The sequence below is a fragment of the Enterobacter sp. WI-ESBL-E8 genome (assembly GCF_053364895.1).
In genome coordinates, this window is record NZ_JBRWXJ010000001.1 from 1,107,317 (window position 1) to 1,132,620 (window position 25,304).

Annotated in this window: 25 protein-coding genes and 1 other RNA gene; 19 read left to right on the forward strand and 7 right to left on the reverse strand. The window is 56.8% G+C overall.

The genetic code is table 11. The annotated features are described in order from the left end of the window. Nucleotides 1-129 precede the first annotated feature (129 nt). The 6 genes from hupB (at nucleotide 130) to ACWHWP_RS05270 (ending at nucleotide 4,231) form a co-directional block, all read left to right on the forward strand. A complete protein-coding gene (gene hupB / locus ACWHWP_RS05245; RefSeq protein WP_002444653.1) occupies nucleotides 130-402 on the forward strand; it encodes a nucleoid-associated protein HU-beta in 273 nt (90 codons plus the stop codon). Nucleotides 403-614: 212 nt separating this feature from the next. Beyond that, nucleotides 615-2,486: a peptidylprolyl isomerase gene (gene ppiD / locus ACWHWP_RS05250; protein WP_447855179.1), complete on the forward strand. Its 1,872-nt coding sequence runs from the start codon at nucleotides 615-617 to the stop codon at nucleotides 2,484-2,486. Between the two features lie 148 nt (nucleotides 2,487-2,634). Further along, entirely contained in the window at nucleotides 2,635-3,015 is a 381-nt protein-coding gene (locus ACWHWP_RS05255; RefSeq protein ID WP_047347277.1) for a helix-hairpin-helix domain-containing protein, read from the forward strand. Nucleotides 3,016-3,114: 99 nt separating this feature from the next. Next, complete coding sequence (locus ACWHWP_RS05260; RefSeq protein WP_047347276.1) at nucleotides 3,115-3,513, forward strand: YbgC/FadM family acyl-CoA thioesterase; 399 nt, start codon at nucleotides 3,115-3,117, stop codon at nucleotides 3,511-3,513. Between the two features lie 48 nt (nucleotides 3,514-3,561). Continuing rightward, nucleotides 3,562-3,915 (forward strand): type II toxin-antitoxin system RelE/ParE family toxin, encoded by a 354-nt coding sequence (locus ACWHWP_RS05265; RefSeq protein WP_063429258.1) that lies wholly within the window; start codon nucleotides 3,562-3,564, stop codon nucleotides 3,913-3,915. Then, nucleotides 3,902-4,231 carry an addiction module antidote protein gene (locus ACWHWP_RS05270; protein WP_050511259.1) on the forward strand — a complete coding sequence of 110 codons (330 nt, stop codon included), beginning with the start codon at nucleotides 3,902-3,904 and terminating at the stop codon, nucleotides 4,229-4,231. Before ACWHWP_RS05265 ends, ACWHWP_RS05270 begins: the two co-directional genes overlap by 14 nt. 2 nt (nucleotides 4,232-4,233) lie before the next feature. Here the strand turns inward: ACWHWP_RS05270 and queC are convergent, their stop codons facing one another. Together queC and ACWHWP_RS05280 are read right to left on the reverse strand one after the other, a co-directional pair. Further along, entirely contained in the window at nucleotides 4,234-4,929 is a 696-nt protein-coding gene (queC, locus tag ACWHWP_RS05275) for a 7-cyano-7-deazaguanine synthase QueC (protein ID WP_032646166.1), read from the reverse strand. A 65-nt stretch (nucleotides 4,930-4,994) separates the two neighbouring features. Next, nucleotides 4,995-6,695 (reverse strand): SgrR family transcriptional regulator, encoded by a 1,701-nt coding sequence (locus ACWHWP_RS05280; protein WP_059311208.1) that lies wholly within the window; start codon nucleotides 6,693-6,695, stop codon nucleotides 4,995-4,997. A gap of 101 nt (nucleotides 6,696-6,796) precedes the next feature. On the opposite strand from ACWHWP_RS05280, the gene cof reads away from it, so the two are divergent. Continuing rightward, on the forward strand, nucleotides 6,797-7,615 hold the full coding sequence (gene cof / locus ACWHWP_RS05285; protein WP_447855181.1) for an HMP-PP phosphatase: 819 nt from the start codon (nucleotides 6,797-6,799) through the stop codon (nucleotides 7,613-7,615). Nucleotides 7,616-7,655: 40 nt separating this feature from the next. Here cof and ACWHWP_RS05290 read toward each other — a convergent pair whose 3' ends face one another. Then, nucleotides 7,656-8,702 (reverse strand): PLP-dependent cysteine synthase family protein, encoded by a 1,047-nt coding sequence (locus tag ACWHWP_RS05290; protein WP_047347270.1) that lies wholly within the window; start codon nucleotides 8,700-8,702, stop codon nucleotides 7,656-7,658. A 115-nt stretch (nucleotides 8,703-8,817) separates the two neighbouring features. On the opposite strand from ACWHWP_RS05290, the gene ACWHWP_RS05295 reads away from it, so the two are divergent. From ACWHWP_RS05295 to amtB, 5 genes are all read left to right on the forward strand, one after another. Then, nucleotides 8,818-9,276, forward strand: a complete 459-nt coding sequence (locus ACWHWP_RS05295; protein ID WP_047347269.1) for an Lrp/AsnC family transcriptional regulator — start codon at nucleotides 8,818-8,820, stop codon at nucleotides 9,274-9,276. A 30-nt stretch (nucleotides 9,277-9,306) separates the two neighbouring features. Next, on the forward strand, nucleotides 9,307-11,079 hold the full coding sequence (locus ACWHWP_RS05300) for a SmdA family multidrug ABC transporter permease/ATP-binding protein (RefSeq protein WP_047347268.1): 1,773 nt from the start codon (nucleotides 9,307-9,309) through the stop codon (nucleotides 11,077-11,079). Beyond that, complete coding sequence (locus tag ACWHWP_RS05305) at nucleotides 11,072-12,853, forward strand: SmdB family multidrug efflux ABC transporter permease/ATP-binding protein (RefSeq protein ID WP_447855182.1); 1,782 nt, start codon at nucleotides 11,072-11,074, stop codon at nucleotides 12,851-12,853. The genes ACWHWP_RS05300 and ACWHWP_RS05305 overlap by 8 nt, the downstream gene beginning before the upstream one ends. 220 nt (nucleotides 12,854-13,073) lie before the next feature. Next, nucleotides 13,074-13,412, forward strand: coding sequence for a P-II family nitrogen regulator (gene glnK / locus ACWHWP_RS05310; RefSeq protein WP_008503304.1), 339 nt, complete (start codon nucleotides 13,074-13,076; stop codon nucleotides 13,410-13,412). A 35-nt stretch (nucleotides 13,413-13,447) separates the two neighbouring features. Beyond that, nucleotides 13,448-14,737 carry an ammonium transporter AmtB gene (amtB, locus tag ACWHWP_RS05315; RefSeq protein ID WP_047347266.1) on the forward strand — a complete coding sequence of 430 codons (1,290 nt, stop codon included), beginning with the start codon at nucleotides 13,448-13,450 and terminating at the stop codon, nucleotides 14,735-14,737. Between the two features lie 178 nt (nucleotides 14,738-14,915). Here amtB and tesB read toward each other — a convergent pair whose 3' ends face one another. Next, nucleotides 14,916-15,776 (reverse strand): acyl-CoA thioesterase II, encoded by an 861-nt coding sequence (gene tesB, locus ACWHWP_RS05320; protein ID WP_047347265.1) that lies wholly within the window; start codon nucleotides 15,774-15,776, stop codon nucleotides 14,916-14,918. A 203-nt stretch (nucleotides 15,777-15,979) separates the two neighbouring features. Between tesB and ACWHWP_RS05325 the strand changes: the two genes are divergently transcribed. Further along, the gene (locus tag ACWHWP_RS05325) at nucleotides 15,980-16,507 is read left to right on the forward strand and encodes a YbaY family lipoprotein (protein WP_029741632.1); all 528 of its coding nucleotides are present in this window, start codon (nucleotides 15,980-15,982) and stop codon (nucleotides 16,505-16,507) included. 35 nt (nucleotides 16,508-16,542) lie between these two features. Here the strand turns inward: ACWHWP_RS05325 and ACWHWP_RS05330 are convergent, their stop codons facing one another. After that, nucleotides 16,543-16,854 carry an MGMT family protein gene (locus ACWHWP_RS05330; RefSeq protein ID WP_059311204.1) on the reverse strand — a complete coding sequence of 104 codons (312 nt, stop codon included), beginning with the start codon at nucleotides 16,852-16,854 and terminating at the stop codon, nucleotides 16,543-16,545. A gap of 170 nt (nucleotides 16,855-17,024) precedes the next feature. Between ACWHWP_RS05330 and ffs the strand changes: the two genes are divergently transcribed. The 3 genes from ffs (at nucleotide 17,025) to ACWHWP_RS05345 (ending at nucleotide 17,846) form a co-directional block, all read left to right on the forward strand. Next, an RNA gene (ffs, locus tag ACWHWP_RS05335) (signal recognition particle sRNA small type) lies at nucleotides 17,025-17,121 on the forward strand. Nucleotides 17,122-17,382: 261 nt separating this feature from the next. Next, complete coding sequence (locus tag ACWHWP_RS05340) at nucleotides 17,383-17,634, forward strand: hypothetical protein (protein ID WP_063144756.1); 252 nt, start codon at nucleotides 17,383-17,385, stop codon at nucleotides 17,632-17,634. Continuing rightward, entirely contained in the window at nucleotides 17,631-17,846 is a 216-nt protein-coding gene (locus ACWHWP_RS05345) for a hypothetical protein (protein WP_008503298.1), read from the forward strand. Before ACWHWP_RS05340 ends, ACWHWP_RS05345 begins: the two co-directional genes overlap by 4 nt. 83 nt (nucleotides 17,847-17,929) lie before the next feature. Here ACWHWP_RS05345 and yczR read toward each other — a convergent pair whose 3' ends face one another. Beyond that, nucleotides 17,930-19,351 (reverse strand): MocR-like transcription factor YczR, encoded by a 1,422-nt coding sequence (gene yczR / locus ACWHWP_RS05350; protein WP_429053656.1) that lies wholly within the window; start codon nucleotides 19,349-19,351, stop codon nucleotides 17,930-17,932. A gap of 86 nt (nucleotides 19,352-19,437) precedes the next feature. On the opposite strand from yczR, the gene yczE reads away from it, so the two are divergent. The 3 genes from yczE (at nucleotide 19,438) to ACWHWP_RS05365 (ending at nucleotide 24,393) form a co-directional block, all read left to right on the forward strand. Continuing rightward, nucleotides 19,438-20,049, forward strand: coding sequence for a membrane protein YczE (yczE, locus tag ACWHWP_RS05355; protein WP_059311201.1), 612 nt, complete (start codon nucleotides 19,438-19,440; stop codon nucleotides 20,047-20,049). Between the two features lie 77 nt (nucleotides 20,050-20,126). Next, nucleotides 20,127-21,197 (forward strand): LacI family DNA-binding transcriptional regulator, encoded by a 1,071-nt coding sequence (locus ACWHWP_RS05360; protein WP_447855183.1) that lies wholly within the window; start codon nucleotides 20,127-20,129, stop codon nucleotides 21,195-21,197. A 103-nt stretch (nucleotides 21,198-21,300) separates the two neighbouring features. Further along, on the forward strand, nucleotides 21,301-24,393 hold the full coding sequence (locus tag ACWHWP_RS05365) for a beta-galactosidase (protein ID WP_447855184.1): 3,093 nt from the start codon (nucleotides 21,301-21,303) through the stop codon (nucleotides 24,391-24,393). A 35-nt stretch (nucleotides 24,394-24,428) separates the two neighbouring features. On the opposite strand, the gene ACWHWP_RS05370 is transcribed toward ACWHWP_RS05365, so the two are convergent. Next, complete coding sequence (locus ACWHWP_RS05370) at nucleotides 24,429-25,253, reverse strand: nickel/cobalt efflux protein RcnA (protein WP_447855185.1); 825 nt, start codon at nucleotides 25,251-25,253, stop codon at nucleotides 24,429-24,431. Nucleotides 25,254-25,304: the final 51 nt, after the last annotated feature.

Consider the following 25,304-nt stretch of genomic DNA (forward strand, 5'->3'; position numbering starts at 1 on the left):
TAGATTGCTGATTAGGTCAGCCATCAACAACGGGTGTTGTAAGGTCATGGCAGGCCTGATATAACTGCTGCGCGGTCGCGTTGTGAAGGATTCAGGCGCGATATAAATTATAAAGAGAGGAAGAGAACAGTGAATAAATCTCAACTGATTGACAAAATTGCTGCTGGTGCTGATATTTCTAAAGCTGCAGCTGGACGTGCGTTAGATGCATTAATTGCTTCTGTTACTGAATCTCTGCAGGCTGGGGACGACGTTGCACTGGTAGGCTTCGGTACTTTTGCTGTTAAAGAGCGTGCTGCCCGTACTGGCCGCAACCCTCAGACCGGTAAAGAGATCACCATTGCTGCCGCTAAAGTGCCGGGTTTCCGTGCAGGTAAAGCGCTGAAAGACGCAGTAAACTGATTGCTTTCCCGTTTCAGGGAAGCCGTATAGTACAAGGGCGCATCTTCTGATGTGCCTTTTTTGTTTGTCCAGACCTGATTTGTGCGAGTTTATGCGAGTTGTGGGCTGACAATCGCCCCGTTTTCTTGTCACAATACGACCTTACGCGCGACGGGCAGGATTTTCCGTCAGCGTCAGGTAACCAGTCACCTACAGCGGAGTGTTGTTACACCATGATGGACAGCTTACGCACGGCTGCTAACAGTCTCGTGCTCAAGATTATTTTCGGTATCATTATCGTGTCGTTCATATTGACCGGCGTGAGCAGTTACCTTATTGGCGGTGGGGCGAACTATGCCGCAAAAGTGAATGGCCAGGAAATCAGCCGTGGTCAGTTCGAGAATGCTTTTGCCGGTGAACGTAACCGTATGCAGCAACAGCTGGGCGACCAATTCTCTGAACTGGCAGCGAACGAAGGGTACATGAAGACCCTGCGCCAACAGACACTGAACCGTCTTATCGACGAAGCGCTGCTGGATCAGTATGCCAAAACACTGGGCCTTGGCATCAGCGATGAGCAGGTGAAAAAAGCCATCTTCTCCACGCAAGCCTTCCAGTCTAACGGTAAATTCGACAACGCGCGCTACAACAGCATCGTCAATCAGATGGGCATGACTGCCGATCAATACGCTCAGGCGCTGCGTAATCAACTGACCACCCAGCAGCTCATCAATGCCGTTGTGGGCACTGATTTCATGCTCAAAGGTGAAACGGATGAACTGGCCGCACTGGTGGCACAGCAACGCGTTGTACGTGAAGCGACGATTGATGTGAATGCCCTGGCGGCAAAACAGCAGGTAAGCGACGCTGACGTTAATGCCTGGTATGAGCAGAACAAGAATACTTTTGTTTCTCCGGAACAGTTCCGCGTGAGCTATATCAAGCTGGATGCGGCTGCGCTGCAGGAAAGCGCGTCTGACGCGGAAATCCAGTCTTACTACGATCAGCATCAGGATCAGTTCACTCAGCCGCAGCGTAACCGCTACAGCGTGATTCAGACCAAAACCGAGGCTGATGCCAAAGCGGTACTGGACGAGCTGAACAAAGGCGCTGATTTCGCGACCGTCGCGAAAGCAAAATCCACCGATATTATCTCCGCGAAAAACGGCGGTGATATGGGCTGGCTGGAAGAGGCAACCACGCCGGATGAGCTGAAAAATGCCGGTCTGAAAGACAAAGGCCAGCTGTCAGGCGTCATCAAATCCTCCGTGGGTTTCCTGGTTGTCCGTCTGGACGACATCATCGCTGCAAAAACCAAGCCGCTGGCTGAGGTTCATGATGATATCGCAGCGAAAGTGAAGCAGGAAAAAGCGCTGGATGCCTACTACGCGCTGCAGCAGAAAGTGAGCGATGCCGCCAGCAACGACAACGAATCTCTGGCGGGTGCAGAGCAGGCGGCTGGAGTGAAAGCGGTTGAGACGGGCTGGTTTGGTCGTGACAACCTGCCGGAAGAGCTGAATTTCAAACCGGTTTCTGATGCCATCTTTAACGGTGGTCTGGTCGGCGAAAACGGCACGCCAGGCAGCAACTCTGACATCATAACCGTCGACGGCGATCGTGCGTTCGTTCTGCGCGTCAGCGAGCACAAGCCTGAAGCGGTCAAATCGCTGGCGGAAGTGAAGGATCTGGTCGTCGCTCAGGTTAAGCACAACAAAGCGGAACAGCAGGCGAAACTGGATGCTGAGAAGATTCTGGTTGATCTAAAAGCAGGCAAAGAGGACGCGCTGAAAGCGGCGGGCCTGAGCTTCGGTGAGGCGAAAACGCTGAGCCGTACCGGTCAGGATCCTGTCAGTCAGGCGGCGTTTGGTCTGAACCTGCCGGCAAAAGATAAACCAAGCTTCGGCACCACCACCGATATGCAGGGTAACGTCATTCTGCTGGCGCTGGATGAAGTGAAAGCGGGCACGCTGCCAGAAGCACAGAAGAAAGCGATGGTTCAGGGGATTACCCAGAACAATGCCCAGATTGCTTTCGAAGCCATGATGAGCAACCTGCGTAAAGAAGCCAAAATTAAGCTGGGTGATGTGATAACTCAGCAGCAATAATTACGTATCTGCTCGCAGAATTTCGTAACGCTCTGCAAAAACTAAAGGCCGCTTTCGCGGCCTTTTCCATTTCTGCAATCTGCTGTTTGTGCCTGTTTTCTCCGGCGGCTATCGTGACGTGGCTGTCAACACACAAGGAGATAACAGCATGAAACGTGGAATCAAAGCACTGTTAATTACGCTGGCTATTGCCACCACCGGGATGAGCGCTGGCGCGCTGGCGGCAACACCTGCCGCTAAACCACAGACGGTACAGAGTAAGACCGACGCAGCCGCGCCGGTGCAGGGACAAACCAAAGCGACTGACGCCGGTAAAAACGTGGATGATGATGGTACGCGGGTGAGTATCAATTCGGCCTCTGCAGAAGACCTGGCCCGCGCGATGAATGGCGTTGGCCTGAAAAAAGCGCAGGCTATCGTCAGCTACCGCGAAGAGTACGGTCCTTTCAAAACTGTCGACGATCTCAAACAGGTTCCGGGTATGGGCAGTGCGCTGGTTGAGCGCAACCTCTCACACCTGACGTTGTAATCTCACATTTACTTGCACTGCAGCGATAATTTGCCAGGATAAAGAGGTCATACCAGTTATGACCTCTAATTCTACAATAACAGTAAAGGCTATTGCGCTATGCAGACAAAAATCAAAGTACGCGGTTTTCACCTCGACGTTTACCAGCATGTGAACAATGCCCGCTATCTTGAGTTTCTTGAAGAAGCGCGCTGGGACGGGCTCGAAAATAGCGAAAGCTTTCAGTGGCTGACCGCGCACAACATCGCGTTCGTGGTCGTCAATATCAACATCAACTACCGCCGTCCGGCCGTACTGGGTGATGTGCTCACCGTGACCAGTCAGGTACAGCAGCTAAGTGGCAAAAGTGGGGTGTTAAGCCAGGTGGTGACGCTCGATCCAGAAGGGCAGGTGGTGGCTGATGCGCTGATCACCTTTGTCTGTATCGATCTGAAAACCCAGAAGGCGCTGCCGCTTGAAGGGGAGTTGCGGGAAAAGCTGGAACTGATGATCGCTTAGGAATTCTGTCTTTTATAAAAGACAAAAAGACATTTCAGGGATAGAATAATGGACAGGGACTACGTTGTTGAACGTTACCGAACCCGTGACGGAAAAGTGCCGTTTGAGGAGTGGGTAGCCAGAATGAATCGAAAGGATCCGGATATGGTTTTCCGGATCCTTATGCGGATTAACCGTGCGATAAAACGTAATTTTGGCGATTACAGGTATCTCAGGGAAGGTGTTTGGGAGATGCGAGTCGATAGTGGCCCCGGCTACAGAATCTATTTTTCAGTAGAGAATCGGCAGGTTTTATTGTTACTGATCGGTGGTGACAAAAAGAGCCAAAAAGCAGATATCAAACTGGCAATAGATTACTGGAAAGATCATCAAACAAAAGGACATTCCAATGAGCGCCGCTGAACGAAAATATTCGAGCTCTGTTAGCCACCATGATGCTGTTGTGAAAATGCTGCGAGAGAATCCTTCCTACGCTCAGCGTTATCTGCAAACAGCCCTGGAAGAGATCTATGAAGACCAGGGGATCCCTGCCTATCTCATTGCACTCCGTCAGGTCATCGAAGCGCGAGGCGGTATCGGAGAAATTTCTACCAAAGCAGGTCTTTCCCGTCAGCAGCTATACCGAACCTTGTCTGACAACGGCAACCCAACGCTGACCACGCTGATGAAAGTCACGCGTGCTGCCGGCGTAAAACTGTTCGACAGCACGGTTAAATAGCCCTATTTAAGCCCAGTTTTTTTCTGCATCGCTGCCATCACGCCGACTTTATCGGCAAGATAATGATTCAGCCCGTTAGCGCGCAGGTTACAGGCGGCGCACTGGCCGCAGCCGTCGCCTTTGATGCCGTTATAGCAGGTGAGGGTTTCGCTGCGAACCAAATCCAGCTTGCCCCAGTAGTCCGCCAGCGCCCAGGTTTCTGCTTTATCCAGCCACATCAGAGGGGTTTCAAAGCGCGTCTCTTTCGCCATCCCCAGATTGACGGCGTGGTTTAACGCTTTCACAAACTCGTCGCGACAGTCCGGGTAACCGGAGAAGTCTGTCTCACATACGCCGGTTATCACCGCTTCGGCTTTTACCTGGTAGGCGTAAATCGCCGTCAGGGTCAGGAAGAGAATATTACGGCCTGGCACGAAGGTATTCGGAATGCCGCTGGCATCGGGTTCGTAGTCCGGGACGGGAATGCTGTCGCGGGTGAGGCTGCTCACGGCCAGCTCATTTAACAGCGTAACATCCAGTACCTTGTGCGCGCGTGCGCCCAGTTTCAGGGCCAGTTCACGGGCGACGTCGATTTCAGCGCGATGACGCTGACCATAATCGAAAGTGACACAGTGAACTTCATCATACTGATGAAGGGCCTGGACCAGGCAGGTAGTAGAGTCTTGTCCTCCGCTGAACACGACGACGGCACGTTTCATAAATCATCTCGACAGTTACGTAAAAACGTTATGTTACCGCCTGACCACGACGGCGACCAGCTTCTTCACGATTTGGGGGCAGGCAGCCAGGCTTCGGTAAAATCAAACCAGCCGCGGGTATTAAGACGAATGCCGTTGACCCCCGGCGGGGCGCTGATTTGATACTGGTAGTTAAACAGCGGCGTAATGACCGCGTTTTCCATAAGCTGGCTAAAAATGGCTTTCAGGCCAGCATGTCGATCCTGTTCATCGGCCTGAGTCTGTACCGCATCCAGGGTGGCCTGCAGATGAGCGTATTGAGGCGCGCTCAGCAGGTGTGGCCAGAGAGGATCACAGCGCAGCCACTGCTCAAGCGTGTATTCCGGGGCTTCGCCAATCAGCCTGTCGCCCATCATCATGTCCGCGTCCGCCAGTTGCTGGCATCCATCCCAGGTTTTCGCATCGTAAAAGATAACCGTAAGCGCGCAGCCCAATTGTGCAAGGTACTGTTTGAGCTGTCGGGCCATCGTGTGTAACTCAACCGGCAAATGGTAAATCAGGGTTAATTTCTTCGGCAGAGGGACATGCGTTAAATCCGGCCACTGGGGGATCGCCCAGCCGGGCAGTAGCTCCTCCGTTGGGTTAATCAGCCCTTCGTTTAGCCCAAGCGTATGCAGAAGCGATGAGAGATGAATGATATTGATGAGCCGCCGCGCCTGCATTTCACTCAGGCGCGGGCTTTGCTTCAGGGTGAGATAACAAAAGCCCAGACTGGTGCTGTTGGTGACCAGGCGCAGGCTCTCAAGTTCATCCGGCTCGCCAATGGCAATCTGCACCGGATGACGACAGCTGGTACCCAGCCCAGAGTCAAACAGCGTCGGCGTGATCCAGTATTCGATAGCCTTAAGCAGCGGATGGCTGAGATGGTACTGTTCATGGCTTTCCAGACGAACCAGGTCGGGTTCATACACGCTGAGTCTGAAGGGCCCGCTGCCCGTCATGGGCTGTTCGGGATGGGCAAGCCGGCTGCAGTAGGTGGCCAGGCGGTGTGCCAGCCAGTAATCCGGGTGGTGCAAGGTAAATGTCAGACACTGAGGGTGAGTGACATCAACGCGTAAGACGCTCTGGAACAGCTTGCGCAGGGCGGGCAGGGCAAAAAGCGCGGTCAGGCTCTGCTGAAGTTGTCCGGTCTCGACCTTATCGCCGTTATGCCAGTGCAGGGTGGATCGAATATAAAAATGCCAGCGCAGGCCGTCCTCCGAGACCTCCCAGTGATGGGCGAGATCGCCCGTGGGTTCACTGGAGCTGCCGTGAAAGCGCGTCAGCCCGGAAAAAATCTGTCCGGCCAGATGCTGTTCCGCCCGACCGGGCAGAAAACCCGGATGAAGCGGGTCCAGAGAGCGGTAATAGGGGATGCGCAGCGTCGGCGTGTCGTTTTGCCACTGCCCGCCTAAAAACGGATGCAGCAATGACCGCAGCGCGTCTGGTGCAAGCTGGGCCAGCTCAAGCGCGTTGTGCTGCTGTCCACGCTTTAACGCCTCTTCCATCATCGCATTGCGCAGCGACTCTGGGGTGACATGGAACGTCAGTTCACCTCGTTTTCCGCGACCAGACTGCGCTCGCCAGCTTAGCCAGCCCGCTTCCTGAGCCTGACGCAGCAGCGTTCGAACATGCCGCTCGCTACAGAAACAGCGGGCGGCCAGCTCGCTGATGGTGACCTGCTGGGTCGCACCCTCGGACGGCTGCCAGAGGCGGTGATACTGATTAAGTCGATTAAGCTGGCGCATGAGAAACCCGGAACAATAATTATCATCTATTCACTATTACTTCCGTATATCTCACACGATACTGATGCACAAGTTAATCGCATCACATTTCGGGAGTAATCATGGCTCGGCTCGCTGCATTTGATATGGACGGTACGCTGTTAATGCCGGATCACCGTTTGGGGGAGAAAACCCTGAACACGCTGAAGCGTCTGCGCGAGCGTGATGTCACCCTGACGTTTGCTACCGGGCGTCATGTGCTGGAAATGCGTCATCTGCTGGGCGCGTTTTCCCTCGACGCCTTTCTGATCACGGGCAACGGGACGCGAATTCATTCTGTAGAAGGCGATGTGCTGCACCGTCAGGATCTCAACCCGGAAGTGGCGGATATCGTGCTGCACAGCACCTGGGACACGCAGGCCAGCATCCACGTCTTTAACGATCGGGGCTGGTTCACCGGGCGTGAAATTCCGGAACTGCTGCATGCGCATGTCTACAGCGGTTTTAAATACCAGATTATCGACCTGCGTCGGATCCCCGCCCATGCGGTGACCAAGATCTGCTTCTGCGGCGATCATGACGATCTCTGCCGCTTACGCATTCAGCTGAATGAGGCGCTGGGTAATCGGGCGCACCTGACCTTCTCGGCGGTGGATTGTCTGGAGGTGTTACCTGTGGGCTGTAACAAAGGTTCCGCCCTGGCGGTACTGAGCGACCACCTGGGCTTAACGCTGCAGGACTGTATGGCGTTTGGCGATGCCATGAACGACCGGGAGATGCTGGGCAGCGTCGGCCGCGGTCTGATTATGGGGAATGCGATGGCGCAGCTAAAAGCAGAACTTCCCCATCTGCCGGTTATTGGGCACTGCGGTAACGAAGCGGTGTCTCATTTTTTGACGCATTGGCTGGACAACAACAACCTCCCATATTCCCCCGAATAGTGAGACCCTTCCAGCAAGCCAGACCTCGGTCTGGCTTTTTTTATTTCAGCAGCTCTGCAATCCGGGCTTTCCACGGGGCGATATCGCCGATGTTGGCCTGCACCCACTCCGCATTATAGTAGGTTTCCAGGTAGCGCTCGCCGCTGTCGCACAGCAGGGTGACGATAGAGCCGGTGCGGCCCTCTTCGCGCATGCGTGCGGCAAGCTGCAGTGCGCCCCACATATTTGTGCCCGTCGACGCGCCGACTTTGCGGCCCAGCTGCGTTTCCAGCCAGTGCGCCGTTGCCACGCTTGCGGCATCCGGCACGCGCATCATCTCATCCACTACGTCCGGGATGAACGACGGTTCCACGCGCGGGCGGCCAATCCCTTCAATTTTGCTGCCCACCGGGCTGCGCAGGCCGGCATCGCGGTTTTGCCAGTAGTCGAGGAACACGGAGTTCTGCGGATCAACCACCATCAGCTGGGTATCATAGCCCTGGCAGCGAATGTAACGTCCAATAGTGGCTGACGTGCCGCCCGTCCCGGCGCTCATCACAATGTACGACGGAACCGGGTGCGGCTCGTGGGTCATCTGGCGGAAGATACTGTCGGCAATGTTGTTATTGCCGCGCCAGTCCGTCGCGCGCTCGGCGAAGGTAAACTGGTCCATATAGTGGCCGTTGAGCTCGCGGGCCAGCATTTCGGAAGCGGCGTAGATTTCGCAGGCGCTTTCCACAAAGTGGCAGCGACCGCCATAAAATTCGATCTGTTCGATTTTGCGTCTGGCAGTGCAGGAAGGCATCACCGCGATAAACGGCAGGCCCAGCAGGCGAGCAAAATAGGCTTCGGACACCGCCGTTGAACCGGATGAGGATTCAATGATAGTGGTGCCTTCTTTAATCCAGCCGTTACATAAACCGTATAAAAACAGTGAGCGCGCCAGACGATGCTTCAGGCTGCCGGTAGGATGGGTGCTTTCATCTTTCAGATAGAGCTGAATACCGTCAAATCCCGGCAGGGAAAGGCGAATCAGGTGCGTATCTGCCGAGCGCTGATAGTCGGCATTGATTTCGCTGATCGCATGTTTAACCCAAGTGCTATTCATCGTAGTTATCCGTTTGTCATTTTGTGCCTAGGATAGCGAAAAGCACAGAAAAAATTGTTGCTATCTGGCCTTTAAAATAGAATGAAGGGAGAAAAATTTTCTCTGTGAGGTGGGTATGCTAGATAAAATTGACCGCAAGCTCCTTTCATTATTGCAAAGTGACTGTACCCTCTCTTTGCAGGCGCTGGCAGATGCCGTTAATCTGACCACCACGCCGTGCTGGAAGCGCCTCAAGAAGCTTGAGGATGACGGTATTCTGCTGGGACGCGTCGCGTTATTGGATCCCGAAAAACTGGGGCTTGGATTAACGGCGTTTGTCCTGATAAAAACTCAGCATCACAGCAGCGAGTGGTATAGCCGCTTTGTCACGCAGGTGTCCGAAATGCCAGAGGTGCTCGGCTTCTGGCGTATGGCCGGCGAGTACGATTACCTGATGCGCGTTCAGGTCGCAGACATGAAGCGCTATGATGATTTCTACAAGCGACTGGTGAACAGCGTACCGGGGTTATCGGACGTAACTTCAAGCTTCGCCATGGAACAGATTAAATACACCACAGCGTTACCTATTGAATAACTTCGTAAAATACCTTCAGGAACAAACCGCGTGCGATTATTTGCCCAATTAAGCTGGTACTTTCGTCGGGAGTGGCAACGCTATCTCGGCGCCGTATTCCTGCTTATTATCATTGCCATTTTGCAGCTGATCCCGCCGAAAGTGGTGGGATACGTCGTGGATGGCGTCACCGAACAGCATTACACCACCGCACGGGTGTTGATGTGGGTTGGCACGCTGGTGCTGACGGCCGTCATTGTTTATCTGCTGCGCTACGTTTGGCGCGTGCTGCTGTTTGGCGCGTCCTATCAGTTGGCCGTTGAGCTGCGTGAGGATTTTTACCGCCAGCTGAGCCGGCAGCATCCCGAATTTTATCTGCGCCATCGCACCGGTGATCTTATCGCGCGCGCCACTAACGACGTCGATCGCGTGGTCTTTGCCGCCGGGGAAGGGGTGCTGACGCTGGTGGACTCGCTGGTGATGGGCTGCGCGGTGCTGATCGTCATGTCCACGCAGATCAGCTGGCAGTTGACCCTGCTTGCCCTGCTGCCGATGCCGCTGATGGCGCTGGCGATCAATCGCTACGGCGAACAGCTGCACGAACGCTTTAAGCTTGCCCAGGCGGCGTTTTCTTCCCTGAACGACCGCACGCAGGAGAGCATGACCAGCATCCGTATGATTAAAGCGTTTGGCCTGGAAGACCGACAATCCGCTCTGTTTGCGGCCGATGCCGCGGACACGGGAGCGAAGAACATGCGCGTCGCGCGTATTGACGCCCGTTTTGACCCGACGATTTATATCGCGATTGGCATGGCAAACCTGCTGGCGATTGGCGGCGGAAGCTGGATGGTGGTGCAGGGCGCGTTGACCCTAGGGCAACTGACCAGCTTTGCGATGTATCTGGGGCTCATGATCTGGCCGATGCTGGCGCTGGCCTGGATGTTTAACATCGTGGAGCGCGGCAGCGCCGCCTATAGCCGCATTCGCGCCATGCTGGCCGAAGCGCCAGTGGTCAATGACGGGAGCGAAGCGGTACCGGAAGGGCGCGGCGTCATGAAAGTCGACGTCCGTCAGTTTGTCTATCCGCAAACGGAACATCCGGTACTGGAGAACGTTAGCTTTACGCTTCAGCCAGGCCAGATGCTCGGCATCTGCGGCCCGACGGGCGCCGGCAAAAGTACCGTGCTCTCTTTGCTCCAGCGCCACTTTGACGTCACGCAGGGTGATATTCGCTTCCATGATATTCCCCTGACCCGGCTGGTGCTGGATGAGTGGCGAGGCCGTCTGGCGGTGGTGAGCCAGACGCCGTTTCTCTTTTCGGACACCGTGGCGAACAACATTGCCCTCGGACGTCCGTCGGCAACGCAGGAAGAGATAGAGCATGTGGCGCGGTTAGCCAGCGTACATGATGATATTTTGCGTCTGCCGCAGGGCTACGATACGGAAGTCGGGGAGCGGGGCGTCATGCTGTCCGGCGGGCAAAAACAGCGTATCTCCATTGCCCGCGCGCTATTGCTCAATGCGGAAATCCTGATCCTGGACGATGCGCTTTCCGCCGTGGATGGCCGTACCGAGCACCAGATCCTGCATAACCTGCGCCAGTGGGGCGACGGACGCACGGTGATTATCAGCGCCCATCGTTTGTCAGCGCTTACCGAAGCCAGCGAAATACTGGTATTGCAGCACGGGCACGTTGCCCAGCGCGGGCAGCATGAAACGCTTGCGGAGCAGCCGGGTTGGTATCGCGATATGTATCGCTATCAGCAGCTTGAAGCGGCGCTGGACGATGCGCCGGAACACGCAGAGGAGGCCACCCATGCGTAAGCTCGGAACGATGTGGCCGACGCTTAAGCGTCTGCTGGCCTACGGCTCGCCGTGGCGTAAACCGCTCTCCGTGGCCGTGCTTTTACTCTGGATTGCGGCGATTGCCGAGGTGAGCGGCCCGCTGCTCATCAGCTACTTCATCGACAATATGGTCGCTAAAAGCTACCTGCCGCTGGGGCTGGTGGCGGGCTTAGGCGTGGCCTACGTTGGGTTACAGCTGACTGCGGCAGGGCTGCACTATGCCCAGTCTCTGCTGTTCAACCGTGCAGCCGTGGGCGTTGTACAGCAGCTGCGTACGGACGTGATGGACGCCGCGCTTCGCCAGCCGCTCAGCGAGTTTGATACTCAGCCGGTCGGGCAGGTGATTTCGCGGGTGACCAACGATACGGAGGTGATCCGCGATCTGTACGTCACCGTGGTGGCAACCGTGTTGCGCAGCGCAGCGCTGATTGGCGCGATGCTGGTGGCAATGTTCAGCCTCGACTGGCGCATGGCGCTGGTGGCAATCACTATCTTCCCGGCGGTGCTGATCGTGATGGTTATCTATCAACGCTACAGCACGCCGATTGTCCGTCGTGTGCGCACCTACCTGGCCGACATCAATGATGGCTTCAACGAAGTGATCAACGGCATGAGCGTCATCCAGCAGTTCCGCCAGCAGGCGCGTTTTGGCGAGCGGATGGGCGAAGCCAGCCGTTCGCACTATATGGCGCGCATGCAGACCCTGCGGCTTGATGGGTTCCTGTTACGCCCGCTGCTGAGCCTCTTCTCCGCGCTGGTGCTTTGCGGGCTGCTGATGCTCTTTGGCCTGACCACACGAGGAACCATTGAGGTTGGCGTTTTATACGCCTTCATCAGCTACCTTGGCCGCCTTAACGAACCCCTGATTGAGCTGACGACACAGCAGTCGATGCTTCAGCAGGCCGTGGTGGCAGGGGAGCGCGTTTTCGAGCTGATGGACAGGCCGCGTCAGACCTACGGCGACGACGAGCGTCCTCTGCAAAGCGGGGCCATTGCCTTTGATAACGTCTCCTTTGCCTATCGCGACGACCAGCTGGTGCTGCAGGACATCACGCTTGATGTTCCTTCACGCGGGTTCGTGGCGCTGGTGGGGCATACCGGCAGCGGTAAGAGCACGCTCGCCAGCCTGTTAATGGGGTATTACCCGGTCAGCCGGGGGGAAATCCGTCTCGACGGACGCCCGCTCGCGGCTCTCAGCCACGGTGTGTTACGCAAAGGCGTTGCGATGGTGCAGCAGGATCCGGTCGTGCTGGCCGATACCTTCTACGCCAACGTGACCCTGGGGCGAGACTACTCTCAGGAGCAGGTCTGGGAGGTGCTGGAGAAAGTGCAGCTGGCAGCCCTGGCGCGCGGGTTTAGCGACGGGATCAATACGAAACTCGGCGAGCAGGGGAACAATCTCTCCGTAGGACAAAAGCAGCTCCTGGCGCTGGCGCGGGTGCTCATTGAAACGCCGCAGATACTGATTCTGGATGAAGCCACGGCCAGCATTGACTCCGGCACCGAGCAGGCCATCCAGCAGGCGCTGGCCGCCGTCCGCGACCATACGACGCTGGTGGTGATTGCTCACCGACTTTCGACCATCGTTGACGCGGACACCATTCTGGTGCTGCATCGCGGACAGGCCGTTGAGCGCGGTACGCACCGCGAACTGCTGGAAGCAAAAGGGCGCTACTGGCAGATGTATCAGCTGCAGCTGGCGGGCGAAGAGCTGGCGGCCAGCGTGCGCGATGAAGAGTCGCTTAGCGCCTGATGCACTAAAATGAGGCGACGCGCTAACAGTCATTCCTGTTGGTGCAAAACTGAAACGCACCCTGCACCGGCATGGTGCGTTTTTTTTCACCGGTGCGTTTAGCAGGCGCGCGTAACGCTCATCGCACCGCTATTCCCTCTGGTTTTCATTTCTGGCACACCCCTTGCAATACCTTCTACGTTAGCTGCGGCCATTACCGAATTCTGACTGGAGGGGATCTATGAAGCTGGTTACGGTTGTAATCAAACCATTCAAACTCGAAGACGTGCGTGAAGCGCTCTCTTCAATGGGTATTCAGGGACTGACTGTCACCGAAGTGAAAGGCTTTGGTCGTCAGAAGGGTCATGCCGAGCTTTATCGCGGGGCGGAATACAGCGTTAACTTTCTGCCAAAAGTAAAAATTGATGTCGCGATTGCTGACGATCAGCTTGATGAAGTCATTGATGTCATTAGCAAAGCGGCCTACACCGGCAAAATTGGCGACGGCAAAATTTTCGTTGCCGAACTGCAGCGCGTCATTCGCATCCGTACCGGCGAATCTGACGAAGCGGCACTGTAATTAACGCCTGGCACACAGTGATAGGGATCGAGAAAATGAAGATAGCAACACTTAAAACGGGTCTGGGTTCGCTGGCGCTGCTGCCGGGCCTGGCGCTGGCTGCTGCACCTGCGGTGGCAGACAAAGCCGATAACGCCTTTATGATGATCAGCACCGCGCTGGTGCTGTTCATGTCCATTCCGGGCATTGCGCTGTTCTACGGCGGTCTGATCCGTGGCAAAAACGTTCTCTCCATGCTGACGCAGGTTGCCGTAACGTTCGCGCTGGTCTGCGTGCTGTGGGTGGTTTACGGTTACTCGCTGGCTTTCGGTACCGGCAACGCGTTCTTTGGTAACTTCGACTGGGTGATGCTGAAAAATATTGAGCTGACCGCGCTAATGGGCAGTTTCTACCAGTATATTCACGTTGCTTTCCAGGGCTCGTTCGCCTGTATTACCGTCGGGCTGATTGTGGGCGCGCTCGCCGAACGTATTCGTTTCTCAGCGGTCCTGATTTTCGTGGTGGTCTGGCTGACGCTCTCCTATGTGCCGATTGCGCATATGGTCTGGGGTGGCGGTCTGCTGGCAACGCACGGCGCGCTGGACTTCGCGGGCGGTACCGTTGTGCACATCAACGCCGCGGTAGCGGGCCTGGTTGGCGCATACCTGATTGGCAAACGCGTGGGCTTCGGTAAAGAAGCATTCAAACCGCACAACCTGCCGATGGTCTTTACCGGTACCGCGATCCTCTACTTTGGCTGGTTTGGCTTCAACGCCGGCTCAGCAAGTGCCGCGAACGAAATCGCCGCGCTGGCCTTCGTGAACACCGTTGTGGCCACGGCGGGTGCAATCCTCTCCTGGGTCTTTGGCGAGTGGGCGGTGCGCGGTAAACCTTCTCTGCTGGGTGCCTGTTCGGGGGCGATTGCCGGTCTGGTCGGTATCACTCCAGCGTGTGGTTATGTTGGTGTGGGTGGCGCGCTGCTGGTCGGCCTGGTGTCGGGTCTGGCGGGGCTGTGGGGCGTGACGGCGCTGAAGCGTATTCTGCGCGTTGATGACCCTTGCGATGTGTTTGGCGTGCACGGCGTGTGCGGCATTGTCGGCTGTATCATGACCGGTATCTTCGCAGCGAAATCGCTGGGTGGCGTGGGCTACGCAGAAGGCGTCACCATGGCCCATCAGGTGCTGGTGCAGCTGGAAAGTATTGCTGTCACCGTGGTGTGGTCTGCCGTTGTCGCTTTCATTGGCTACAAACTGGCGGACATGACGGTTGGGCTGCGCGTACCGGAAGAGCAGGAACGCGAAGGTCTGGACGTCAACAGCCACGGCGAGAATGCGTATAACGCCTAAGGTAAAAGCAAAACGGCAACTTCGGTTGCCGTTTTTAGTGTTTGTTCCCTCTCCCCGTGGGAGAGGGTCAGGGTGAGGGCATCAGGCCGCACAAGGTAAAAGCAAAACGGCAACTTCGGTTGCCGTTTTTAGTGTGTATACCCTCTCCCCGTGGGAGAGGGCCAGGGTGAGGGCAACATCAACCTCTATTACGCATCACCCCTTCCTGCACCGTCGAGGCGACCAGCACGCCATCCTGCGTATAAAACTCTCCACGCACAAAGCCGCGAGCGCTTGATGCCGACGTACTCTCCACGCTGTAGAGTAGCCACTCGTTCATGTTGAACGGACGGTGGAACCACATGGAGTGGTCGATCGTCGCGACCTGCATCCCTTTTTCGAGAAACCCGACGCCGTGCGGCTGCAGCGCCACCGGCAGGAAGTTGAAATCTGACGCATAGCCCAGCAGATACTGATGCACGTGGAAGTCCTCAGACACCGTACCGTTAGCCCGGATCCAGACCTGGCGCTTCGGTTCCGCGGTGTGGCCTTTCATCGGGTTGTGGAACTCGACGGGGCGGATCTCAAGCGGCTTATCGCAGAGAAACTTCTCTTTGACCTGTGGCGGAAGCAGATGCGCCAGCGCACGGGCGATATCGGTCTCTGATTTGAGCTCGTCTGGCGACGGCGCCGGGGGCATCACTTTCTGGTGCTCGTAGCCGGGTTCTGGAGCCTGGAAAGAGGCCGTCATGTAAAAGATCGGCTTACCGTTCTGGATAGCCGCGACGCGGCGCGCGCTGAAGCTGTTGCCATCTCTCAGGACTTCAACGTCATAGACTATCGGTTTTGCGCTGTCGCCGGGGCGTAAGAAGTAGCTGTGGAATGAGTGCACCAGACGGTCTGCCGGGACAGTCTCCTTTGCTGCGTACAGCGCTTGTCCAACGACTTGCCCGCCGAAGACCTGGCGTAAGCCTAAATCTTCGCTCTGTCCGCGAAAGAGTCCTTCCTCAATTTTTTCCAGATTCAATAATGTCAGCAGATTGTTCAGTGCCTGACTCATAGTTGTCCTCAATAAACGCCGTAGCGAAAGATAGGCAGAGTATAACGCAGAAATGAAAGTGGTCCGATGGGTAGAATAATCTGAATATCGGGACGATTTCAGGCATTAATCAGTGATTTGTGCCACACTTGTATACGTTATGTGATTGAAACGACATCGGATGGGATCGATCCCGCTGGTGCATTGATGATAAGGAGACTTCAATGAAACTCGTGCCCATGCTAAGTGGTGTAGCTATTGCGGTGGCGTTGTCCGCCTGTGCCGGTAAGAGCGCCCAGGTGCCTGTACCAGCAGCCGATCCGAACGGGATTAATACCCTTTCACAGCAATCCATTCAGCAGCCTAACGTTTCCGGTACCATCTGGATTAAACAGAAAGTCGCGTTACCGCCGGATGCGGTATTAACGGTGACGCTGTCTGATGCTTCCCTGGCCGACGCGCCATCGAAGGTTGTGGCCCAGCGCGCCGTCCGTACTGAAGGTAAGCAGGCGCCGTTTAGCTTCGTATTACCGTATAACCCATCGGACGTGCAGCCTAATGCCCGTATCCTGCTGAGTGCAGCGGTAACGATCAACGGTAAGCTGGTGTTTATCACCGATACGGTCCAGGAAGCGATCAACAACGGTGGAACAAAAGTCGACCTGAACCTTGTGCCTGTGCAGCAGACCGAAGTGCCGGTCGCGCCGCAGACCAATCAGCCGTCCCTGCCAACCCCACCGACTCAGATGTAATGATTGTGTTTCCCCTCTCCTCCGGGAGAGGGGGATCAATACACCCAGCGGTACTTCTGCAAATCGATCTGACCCGACCCCGACACCTGCACCCCTTCTGAAAGTAACGCCTGTCGCTGACGCTGGAGATCCGGTCCGGTGAGCGAGATGGCGCCATGTCGATTCACCACCCGATGCCAGGGTAACGTGCTTCCTTCCGGTAGCCGTTTCAAAACGCCGCCGACCTGTCGCGCCGCGCGCGGAGAACCGGCCAGGCGTGCGACTTCACCATAGGTGGTGACATAGCCTTCAGGGATTGAAGCCACGATTTGCCATACGCGCTGTGGAAAGGAGTCGTGCTCGTCCATACCTTCACCTGTGGGGATGTTCTGGAGAGCCATGGTAAACGAAGATCGTGATGATTGCTGCGCCTGTTTGCGCAAGAAACCAGCATCCGGTTCCTGGCAGCTTGCAATTGGGCGTTAGCATAGGGATAATGCGCCAGCGCGTTGGTTATCAACGCTCTCAATGGGGGCTCTGTTGGTTCTCCCGCAACGCTACTCTGTTCACCAGGTCAGGTCCGGAAGGAAGCAGCCAGGGCAGACGACGTGTGTGCCGGGATGTAGCTGGCAGGGCCCCCACCCATTTCTGGACTCATACCTTCTTCCCTGTTTTTGACCCTTCCTTTAGCGTTATTCCACAATAAGATTAAGCTTATATCGTGTAATATATATTTCATTGCTTTGAAATATTACTGTCATAAACCTGTAATAATAGACTGGCATTTTATATTCGGATGTCTATTTTCTACCATAATTCAAAAAAATATATATCTGGATAACATTGTTAACTTCGTGTATTAAATAAAGTACTTATTCCGAAGGGAAGTGACAAACATGGCTACAGCGGTATTAAACGTTAAGATCGATGACGCGCTAAAAGAAAGACTTCGCCACTATGCGGAAGACAATAACGAGAATTTAAGCGTGACGACAGAGAAACTGCTGCTGCTGGCGTTTGAAGCAGTAGAAGAGGCGGGAGTATCGGAAGAGGATATTGATAATCAGCATACGGAAGAAGAGAGCGTTTCTCCTTTTACTCCTAAAGAAATCAAAGCTCTACGTAAACTTCTGAAGAAGAGAAAATGAAACAACAACTGTCAACTGCCAGCGACTACAAAGAAGCCTGCGATCTGTTGCGTTCTGGCTACGTGAAGCATGTACGTCTTGGCTGGAATGTCGGAAGTGATGAGTTCTTTCGTATTGCGTCTGACTGGTGTGATACCGGCGCAAAAATAAAGAAAGATGGTGAAAACTTTGTTATTTCACTAAAAGGTTTTCCTATTCCTGCTCAGCATTAACTTCTGAACGGTGAAAACTGCTGACTGCCTCCGTGACAGTCAGCAGTTTTTATTTTTTATGATCGGCTTCAAACTTTTCAATATTAAATCACGCTGCGTTTTACCGATGGCACGTTTTTATTCAAAGCAAGCCATAGCGGTTTGATCCTCAGCAGCGCCTGCTCAAGCTCTGTCGGTTCGAGCGAGAAGGGCATCCGTAAATAGCGGTCAAACGCGCCAGATAAACCAAAGCGCGTCCCGGTCCCCAGATTAATCCCCAGAATTTCAGCCCGCGCGGCAAGCTGAGTCGCCAGCATGCCCGGGAGTTCTATCCAGTAAGAGAGCCCGCCCTCCGCTTCATGGAACGTCCACTCCGGAAAATGTTCGCGCAACAGTTCACCGCATCGATCGCGTCGTTCCGCCAGCATCTTCCGGCGTGCGGGCAGAAACGTCTCGCTGTTGTTCATAAGCCACAGCATCGCCAGCTGTTCCAGCAGCGGAGACCCTAAATCCAGGGTGTCTCGCGTCTGGGCGAGCGTGGCGATAGTACGCGAGGAGGCGCGGATCCAGCCGAGACGCAGCCCACCCCAGAAACTTTTTCCCGCAGATCCTAACGTAATGACGGTGGCCTGCGGGTTAAAGGAGGCCAGCGGCGGCGGGGGAGGCGAGTCAAACCAGAGATCCACCATCGTCTCATCCACCACCAGCGCCGTACGGGTTTGCGCAGCAATATCGGTGATGGCCTGACGGGTCGCGATATCCATGCATCGCCCGGTTGGGTTATGAAAATCTGGCATCAGATACGCCAGCCGCGGCGCGGTCTGGGCAAGCATTGCCGCGAAGCCGTCCGTATCCCAGCCGGTCTCCGGCAGCGACACACCCACGGGCCGACACTGCGCCCCCTGAATGGCGGCAATCGCCAGCGGGTAGGTGGGATGGTCAACCACGACGCGATCCCCCGGCCCGGTCATCATCCGCAGCACCAGCGCAAAGCCGCTGACGGCGCCATTAACCACCATCACTTCCTCCGCGCGGGTGGGTAGACCGCGCGCGGTATAGCGCGCAGCGATGGCCTCCCGCAGCGCCGGCAGCCCAAGCTGATCGTAGCCCGTCAGCGAAAGGTGCTGCGTAATGGCCGTGAGCGCATGGGTATACGCCTGGTGGATCTCCGGCCCGGCATTCAGTGCGGCTGTGGAGAGGTCCAGTGCGGCACTCGCCGCTGAAAGGGTGGGCACGGCGCGCGTGTCCGGGAGGATCACGCGCGACCCGCTGCCGTGACGGCTTTCCAGGTAACCCTCCTCACGCAGATGGGCGAGGGCGCTGCTGACGGTGGTTCGGCTTACGTCCAGCGCAGAGGCCAGCTCACGCTCGCCCGGCAGCCGCGTATTGAGCGCCAGCCGACCATCAAGGATTAACAGACGCAATGCATCGGCCAGCTGACGCCAGAGCGGAGTGCGGGACGAGGTTTGCTGCCAGTGGCCTAAAAGGCGTATCAGAGACTGGCTTCCGAAGCGGCGTGATGACATATGCAGTCCACTATTTGAAAACTGGACATTAATCATAGTGCCATTTTAGGTCAGGATGAAAGCCTGGTTCACAGGAGAAGATAAAAATGGTGCGTCGTCTGCTACAACTTTATGTCGGTTTAGGGCTGTATGGCCTTTCCACCGCGATGTTTATTCGTTCCGATTTGGGCGTCGATCCGTGGGATGTGTTTCATCTTGGGGTAGGGATGCAGCTGGGGATGAGCATCGGGACGGTGATCATTTTAGTCGGCGCTGCGGTACTGCTGCTGTGGATCCCACTGCGTCAGATGCCGGGGCTGGGCACGATCAGCAATGTGATTTGTATCGGTCTGGCGGCGGACGCCAGCATGGCCTTTATCCCTGAACTGAGTTCCTTGCCCCTTCGCATCACGCTGTTGGTCGGGGGCATCGTGATGAACGCGATTGCAACCAGCATGTACATCGGTGCCGGTTTCGGGCCTGGTCCGCGCGACGGCCTGATGACCGGCATTCATGCCCGACTGGGATGGTCCATTCGCAGCGTGCGTACCTCAATTGAGGTGTCCGTCTTGCTGATTGGGTGCGTACTTGGCGGCACGTTTGGGGTGGGAACCGTATTGTATGCCCTGACCATTGGCCCGCTTATCCAGCTCTGTCTGCCCTGGTTCCGCCAGAAGCCGCGCATTGCGGAAATTCCTCAGCCAGAGCGGGTTGTTTAATTTTGCGAAGCGCTCACATGCTTTAACGGCGTCGCTGTGCCAGAATAGGAACTCCCAAACACGCGATGCCAGAATGCATGAAAGCTATCACTCTCTATGATGTCGCCCTCCTTGCGGGGGTTTCTTATCAGACCGTCTCCCGCGTCATTAACGACGCGGAACATGTGTCTGCCCGCACGCGGGAAAAGGTGCAGCAGGCGATGGCGGAGCTGCACTACGTTCCTAACCTTCGCGCGCAGCAGCTGGCGGGCAAACGCACCAGAACGCTGGGGCTCATCACCACCGATCTGGCTCTGCACGCGCCTTCGCAAATTGTCTCAGCGGTAAAATCCCGTGCCGCCGAAAAGGGGGCGAGCGTCCTCATTTCCATGGTGGAGCAGCCGCAGCAGTGTCAGGCCGCGCTTCAGGCGCTGCTGGCGCAGCGCGTGGAGGCCCTGCTGGTGAATGTTCCGCTTGACGATGAACATGCCGAACAGCTCAGGGCGCTGGCGTCGCCTGTTCCGGTGCTGTTCCTTGATGTATCGCCTTTAGCGCAGGTAAACAGCCTGGTGTTTAACGCAGAACAGGGCGCGCGTCTGGGCGTTGAGCATCTGCTTTCGCTGGGGCATCAGCGCATTGCCCTGCTGAGCGGGCCGGAAAGCTCGGTTTCTGCGCGGGCGCGTCTGGCGGGTTGGAAAGCCGCCCTGGCACGCGCAGGTCTTGACGCCGCTGCGGTTGCCTTCGGTGACTGGAGCGCAGCCTGCGGATATGAGAAGGGGCATCTGCTGCTGTCTGGGGCTGTATTACCGGATGCGATTCTGGTGGCGAACGATCAAATGGCGCTTGGGGTGATGCGCGCCTGTGCGGAAAAAGGGATAGCGGTTCCGGGCCAGATTTCCGTGGTCGGGTTCGACGATACGGCTGACAGCGCCTGGTTCTCCCCGCCGCTGACGACCATTCGTCAGGCCTTTCGCTACGCGGGCGAACGCAGCGTGGAGTGGCTGCTGGCGCCCACCGGGGGCGAAGCGTGCAGGCAGGATCAGCTGCCGGTTACGCTGGTTACCCGTCATTCCAGCGCGCGCCATTCACCCCGGCAGGCCGAACAAGAGGAGCTGGCGCAGCAGCTCAGAAGCCTGGCGCTGATGGCCGAGCAGCTTGCCCGCAAATAGGACTTTTGTGATCTGACTCGCTCCCCCGCGATCGAACGCTTTACCGTCGCCGATCGCCAGGGCATGTTAACCAAAATTGTGAGCGCTTCGCAAAGAGGTTAATATGTCCAACACCCGATCGCTGACCCTCAGCGCCATTCTGGCCCGACGAGACTGGGAAAATCCGGGAGTTACCCAATGGAACCGCCTGGCCGCACACGCGCCGTTACACAGCTGGCGTAATGAACAATCCGCCCGGGACGACGCCGGATCCGCCAGCAGGCATAGTCTTAACGGGGTGTGGCGATTCAGTTTTTTTGCGGCACCCGAGCAGGTTCCTCAGGCATGGGTAGCCGAAGATTGCGCCGATGCCGTTGCAATGCCCGTGCCGTCTAACTGGCAGATGCAGGGGTTCGATACGCCCATCTACACCAATGTGACCTATCCCATACCCGTTAACCCGCCTTTTGTGCCGCAAGAAAACCCTACCGGCTGTTACTCGCTCACATTTGAGGTGGAGGACGCCTGGTTACAGGGCGGGCAAACCCGCATTATCTTTGACGGCGTGAACTCGGCGTTTCACCTGTGGTGCAATGGAGAGTGGATAGGCTATTCCCAGGACAGTCGGCTGCCCGCCGAATTTGACCTCTCGTCGGCATTGCGCCCCGGGCAGAACCGCCTGGCGGTCATGGTATTGCGCTGGAGCGACGGCAGTTATCTGGAAGATCAGGACATGTGGCGCATGAGCGGCATTTTCCGCGATGTGACGCTGCTGCATAAACCCGAGACGCAGATTGCCGATTATCACGTCGTGACAGACCTGAATACGGAGCTGGACCGCGCGGCGCTGAAGGTTGACGTCTCCCTGCAGGGAGCGCAATTTTCAGCGTGTGAAGTGGCCTTTACCCTGTGGCGCAAAGGGGAGAAATGCGCCAGCGTATCCCGGCGTCCGGGGTCGGCCATTGTTGACGAACGCGGCAGCTGGGCCGAGCGCTTAACGGTAACGATCCCCGTTGAGGCCCCTGCGCTCTGGAGTGCGGAAACGCCGGAGCTGTATCGCCTGACGATTGCGCTGGTTAACCCGCAGGGGGAAGTGCTGGAGATTGAGGCGTGCGACGTGGGCTTCCGCCGGGTTGAAATCAGCAACGGCCTGCTGAAGCTTAACGGTAAACCGCTGCTGATCCGCGGGGTTAACCGGCACGAGCATCATCCGGAAAACGGCCAGGTGATGGACGAAGCGACAATGCGTCGCGATATCGAAATCATGAAGCAGCACAACTTCAACGCCGTGCGCTGCTCGCACTACCCGAACCATCCGCTGTGGTACCGGCTTTGCGATCGCTACGGGCTGTACGTCGTTGACGAGGCCAATATCGAAACCCACGGCATGGTGCCGATGAGCCGCCTTGCTGACGATCCGCGCTGGCTGCCCGCCATGAGCGAGCGCGTGACCCGCATGGTGCAGCGCGATCGTAATCATCCCTCAATTATCATCTGGTCGCTGGGCAATGAGTCTGGCCACGGCGCTAACCACGATGCATTGTACCGCTGGGTGAAGTCCACCGATCCGACGCGCCCGGTGCAATACGAAGGCGGAGGGGCAAATACGGCGGCGACCGACATCGTCTGCCCGATGTACGCCCGGGTCGATCGGGATCAGCCCTTCCCGGCGGTGCCGAAATGGTCAATCAAAAAGTGGATCGGCATGCCGGACGAAACGCGTCCGCTGATCCTCTGCGAATACGCCCACGCGATGGGTAACAGCTTCGGTGGGTTCGCGAAATACTGGCAGGCGTTTCGCAGCCATCCTCGTCTGCAGGGAGGGTTTGTCTGGGACTGGGTCGATCAGGCGTTGACGAAGAAAGACGAAAACGGCAACGCGTTCTGGGCCTACGGCGGGGACTTTGGCGACAAACCGAACGATCGGCAGTTCTGCCTCAATGGCCTGGTCTTTCCCGATCGCACGCCGCACCCGGCGCTGTACGAAGCGCAACGCGCGCAGCAGTTTTTTACCTTTACCCGGGTGAGCACGTCTCCGCTGGTGATAGAGGTACAAAGCGGCTACCTGTTCCGCCGCACCGATAACGAAGTGCTGAGATGGACGGTTGCCCGCGACGGGGAAACGCTGGCCTCAGGCGAGGTGACGCTCGCGATGGCGCCGGAAGGCACTCAGCGCCTGGAGATTGCCCTGCCAGAGATGACGGCCGAACCGGGAGAAGTCTGGCTGAACGTTGAAGTCCGCCAGCTGCGGGCAACGCCGTGGTCACCGGCTAACCATCGCTGCGCGTGGGAGCAGTGGCCGCTTCCGGCTCCGCTCTTTATTGCGCCGCCAGCGCCTGCGGGCGAGCCGCCGGTTTTGACGCAAAACGAGCGCATGCTGGAGATCGCGCATCGTCAACAGCGCTGGCAGTTCGATCTCACCACGGGCAACCTTACGCAATGGTGGCGCGAGGGGGGGGAAACGCTGCTCGCACCGGTGACGGATAACGTGAGCCGCGCACCGCTGGACAACGACATTGGCGTGAGTGAAGCGACGAAGATCGATCCGAACGCGTGGGTTGAGCGCTGGAAAGCGGCGGGCATGTACGATTACACCTCGCGCGTTCTGCACTGTGAGGCAGAGCAGCATGCGGGCGAGGTGGTGGTGACTACCCTGCACGTCGGGGAGTATCACGGTAAAGCGCTGTTCCTGAGCCGCAAAACCTGGCGGGTGGACGACCAGGGGAGGCTGCACGGTGATATTCAGGTTGATGTTGCGTCTGATATTCCGGAACCCGCGCGCGTAGGCCTGAGCGTTCATCTTGCCGAAACGCCGGAAGACGTTCACTGGCTGGGGCTGGGGCCGCATGAAAACTATCCTGACAGAAAGCTGGCGGCAGAGCAGGGGCGCTGGACATTACCTCTGGAGGCCATGCATACGCCGTATATCTTCCCGACGGAAAATGGTTTGCGCTGCGATACTCGGGAACTCGTGCTGGGTGCGCATCAGCTGAATGGCGCGTTCCATTTCTCGGTGAGCCGCTACGGCCAGCAGCAGCTGCGTGAGACAAGCCATCATCATCTGTTGAAGAAAGAGCCGGGAAGTTGGCTCTGCCTCGATGCGTTCCATATGGGCGTGGGCGGCGACGACTCCTGGAGCCCCAGCGTCTCGCCAGAATTTATCCTCCAGCAACGCCAGCTTCGTTATACCTTCAGCTGGCAGCAGCGCCTTAACTGACCATTGAGATGCGGCCACACGGCGTGGCCGCATGCTTACGCCAGAATTCCGCTCAGGCCATGCAGGCTCATGTAAATTCCTACCATGATAATCAGTGCCGCTGAGATCCACGGCGCTTTGCGGGAAAATTCGCTAAATCCGGGCCAGCGTTTTGTCGCATGTTTGAGGCTTAAGGCAGCAATCGCGCCGGAAGCGACCAGGGTAATCGCCAGACCAATACTGAAGCTGAACACCAGCGTCGCGCCAAGGGCAAAATGCTTAAGCTGCAGGCAGATGAGCAGCACGGTGATGGACGCCGGGCAGGGAATAAGCCCGCCGGTCAGGCCAAACATCGCGATCTGTCCGGTGGTGACGTTTTGACCGTTGAAACGCCGGTTAATATCCTGCGCGTGCGCGCGCTGGTGGGCGTCCTGCCACTCCTCTTCATCCAGCAGGTGGTCGTGATGGTGGTCGTGGTCGTGATGACGATCGTGATGGTGGTCATGGTCATGGTCATGATCGTGATGATGATTGTGCGGCTGGCTCTCTTTCCAGGTGCGCCACGCCATCCACAGGGCGATCAGGACGATCAACACTCCAGAGATCAGCTGGAACCACGGTTCTGAGGTATGCGCATCCCAGCCCCGACCAAACCACAATCCTGCCATGGCAATAATCCACACCACCGCCGTATGGGAAAGCGTTGCCGCCAGACCGAGCAGTACCGCCTGTTTCAGCGTGCCGCGGATAGCCACAATAAAGGCGGCCATCATTGTTTTTGAGTGGCCCGGCTCCAGGCCATGTAATGCACCGAGCAGAATAGCGCTGGGGACAAACAGCCAGGCATTGCCCTGCTGCAGGAGTGAAGCAAAATCGTTCATGGGAAATTCCGGAGTGGAAAGCGTGCCCCGATACTACTCCCCCCCAGTAGG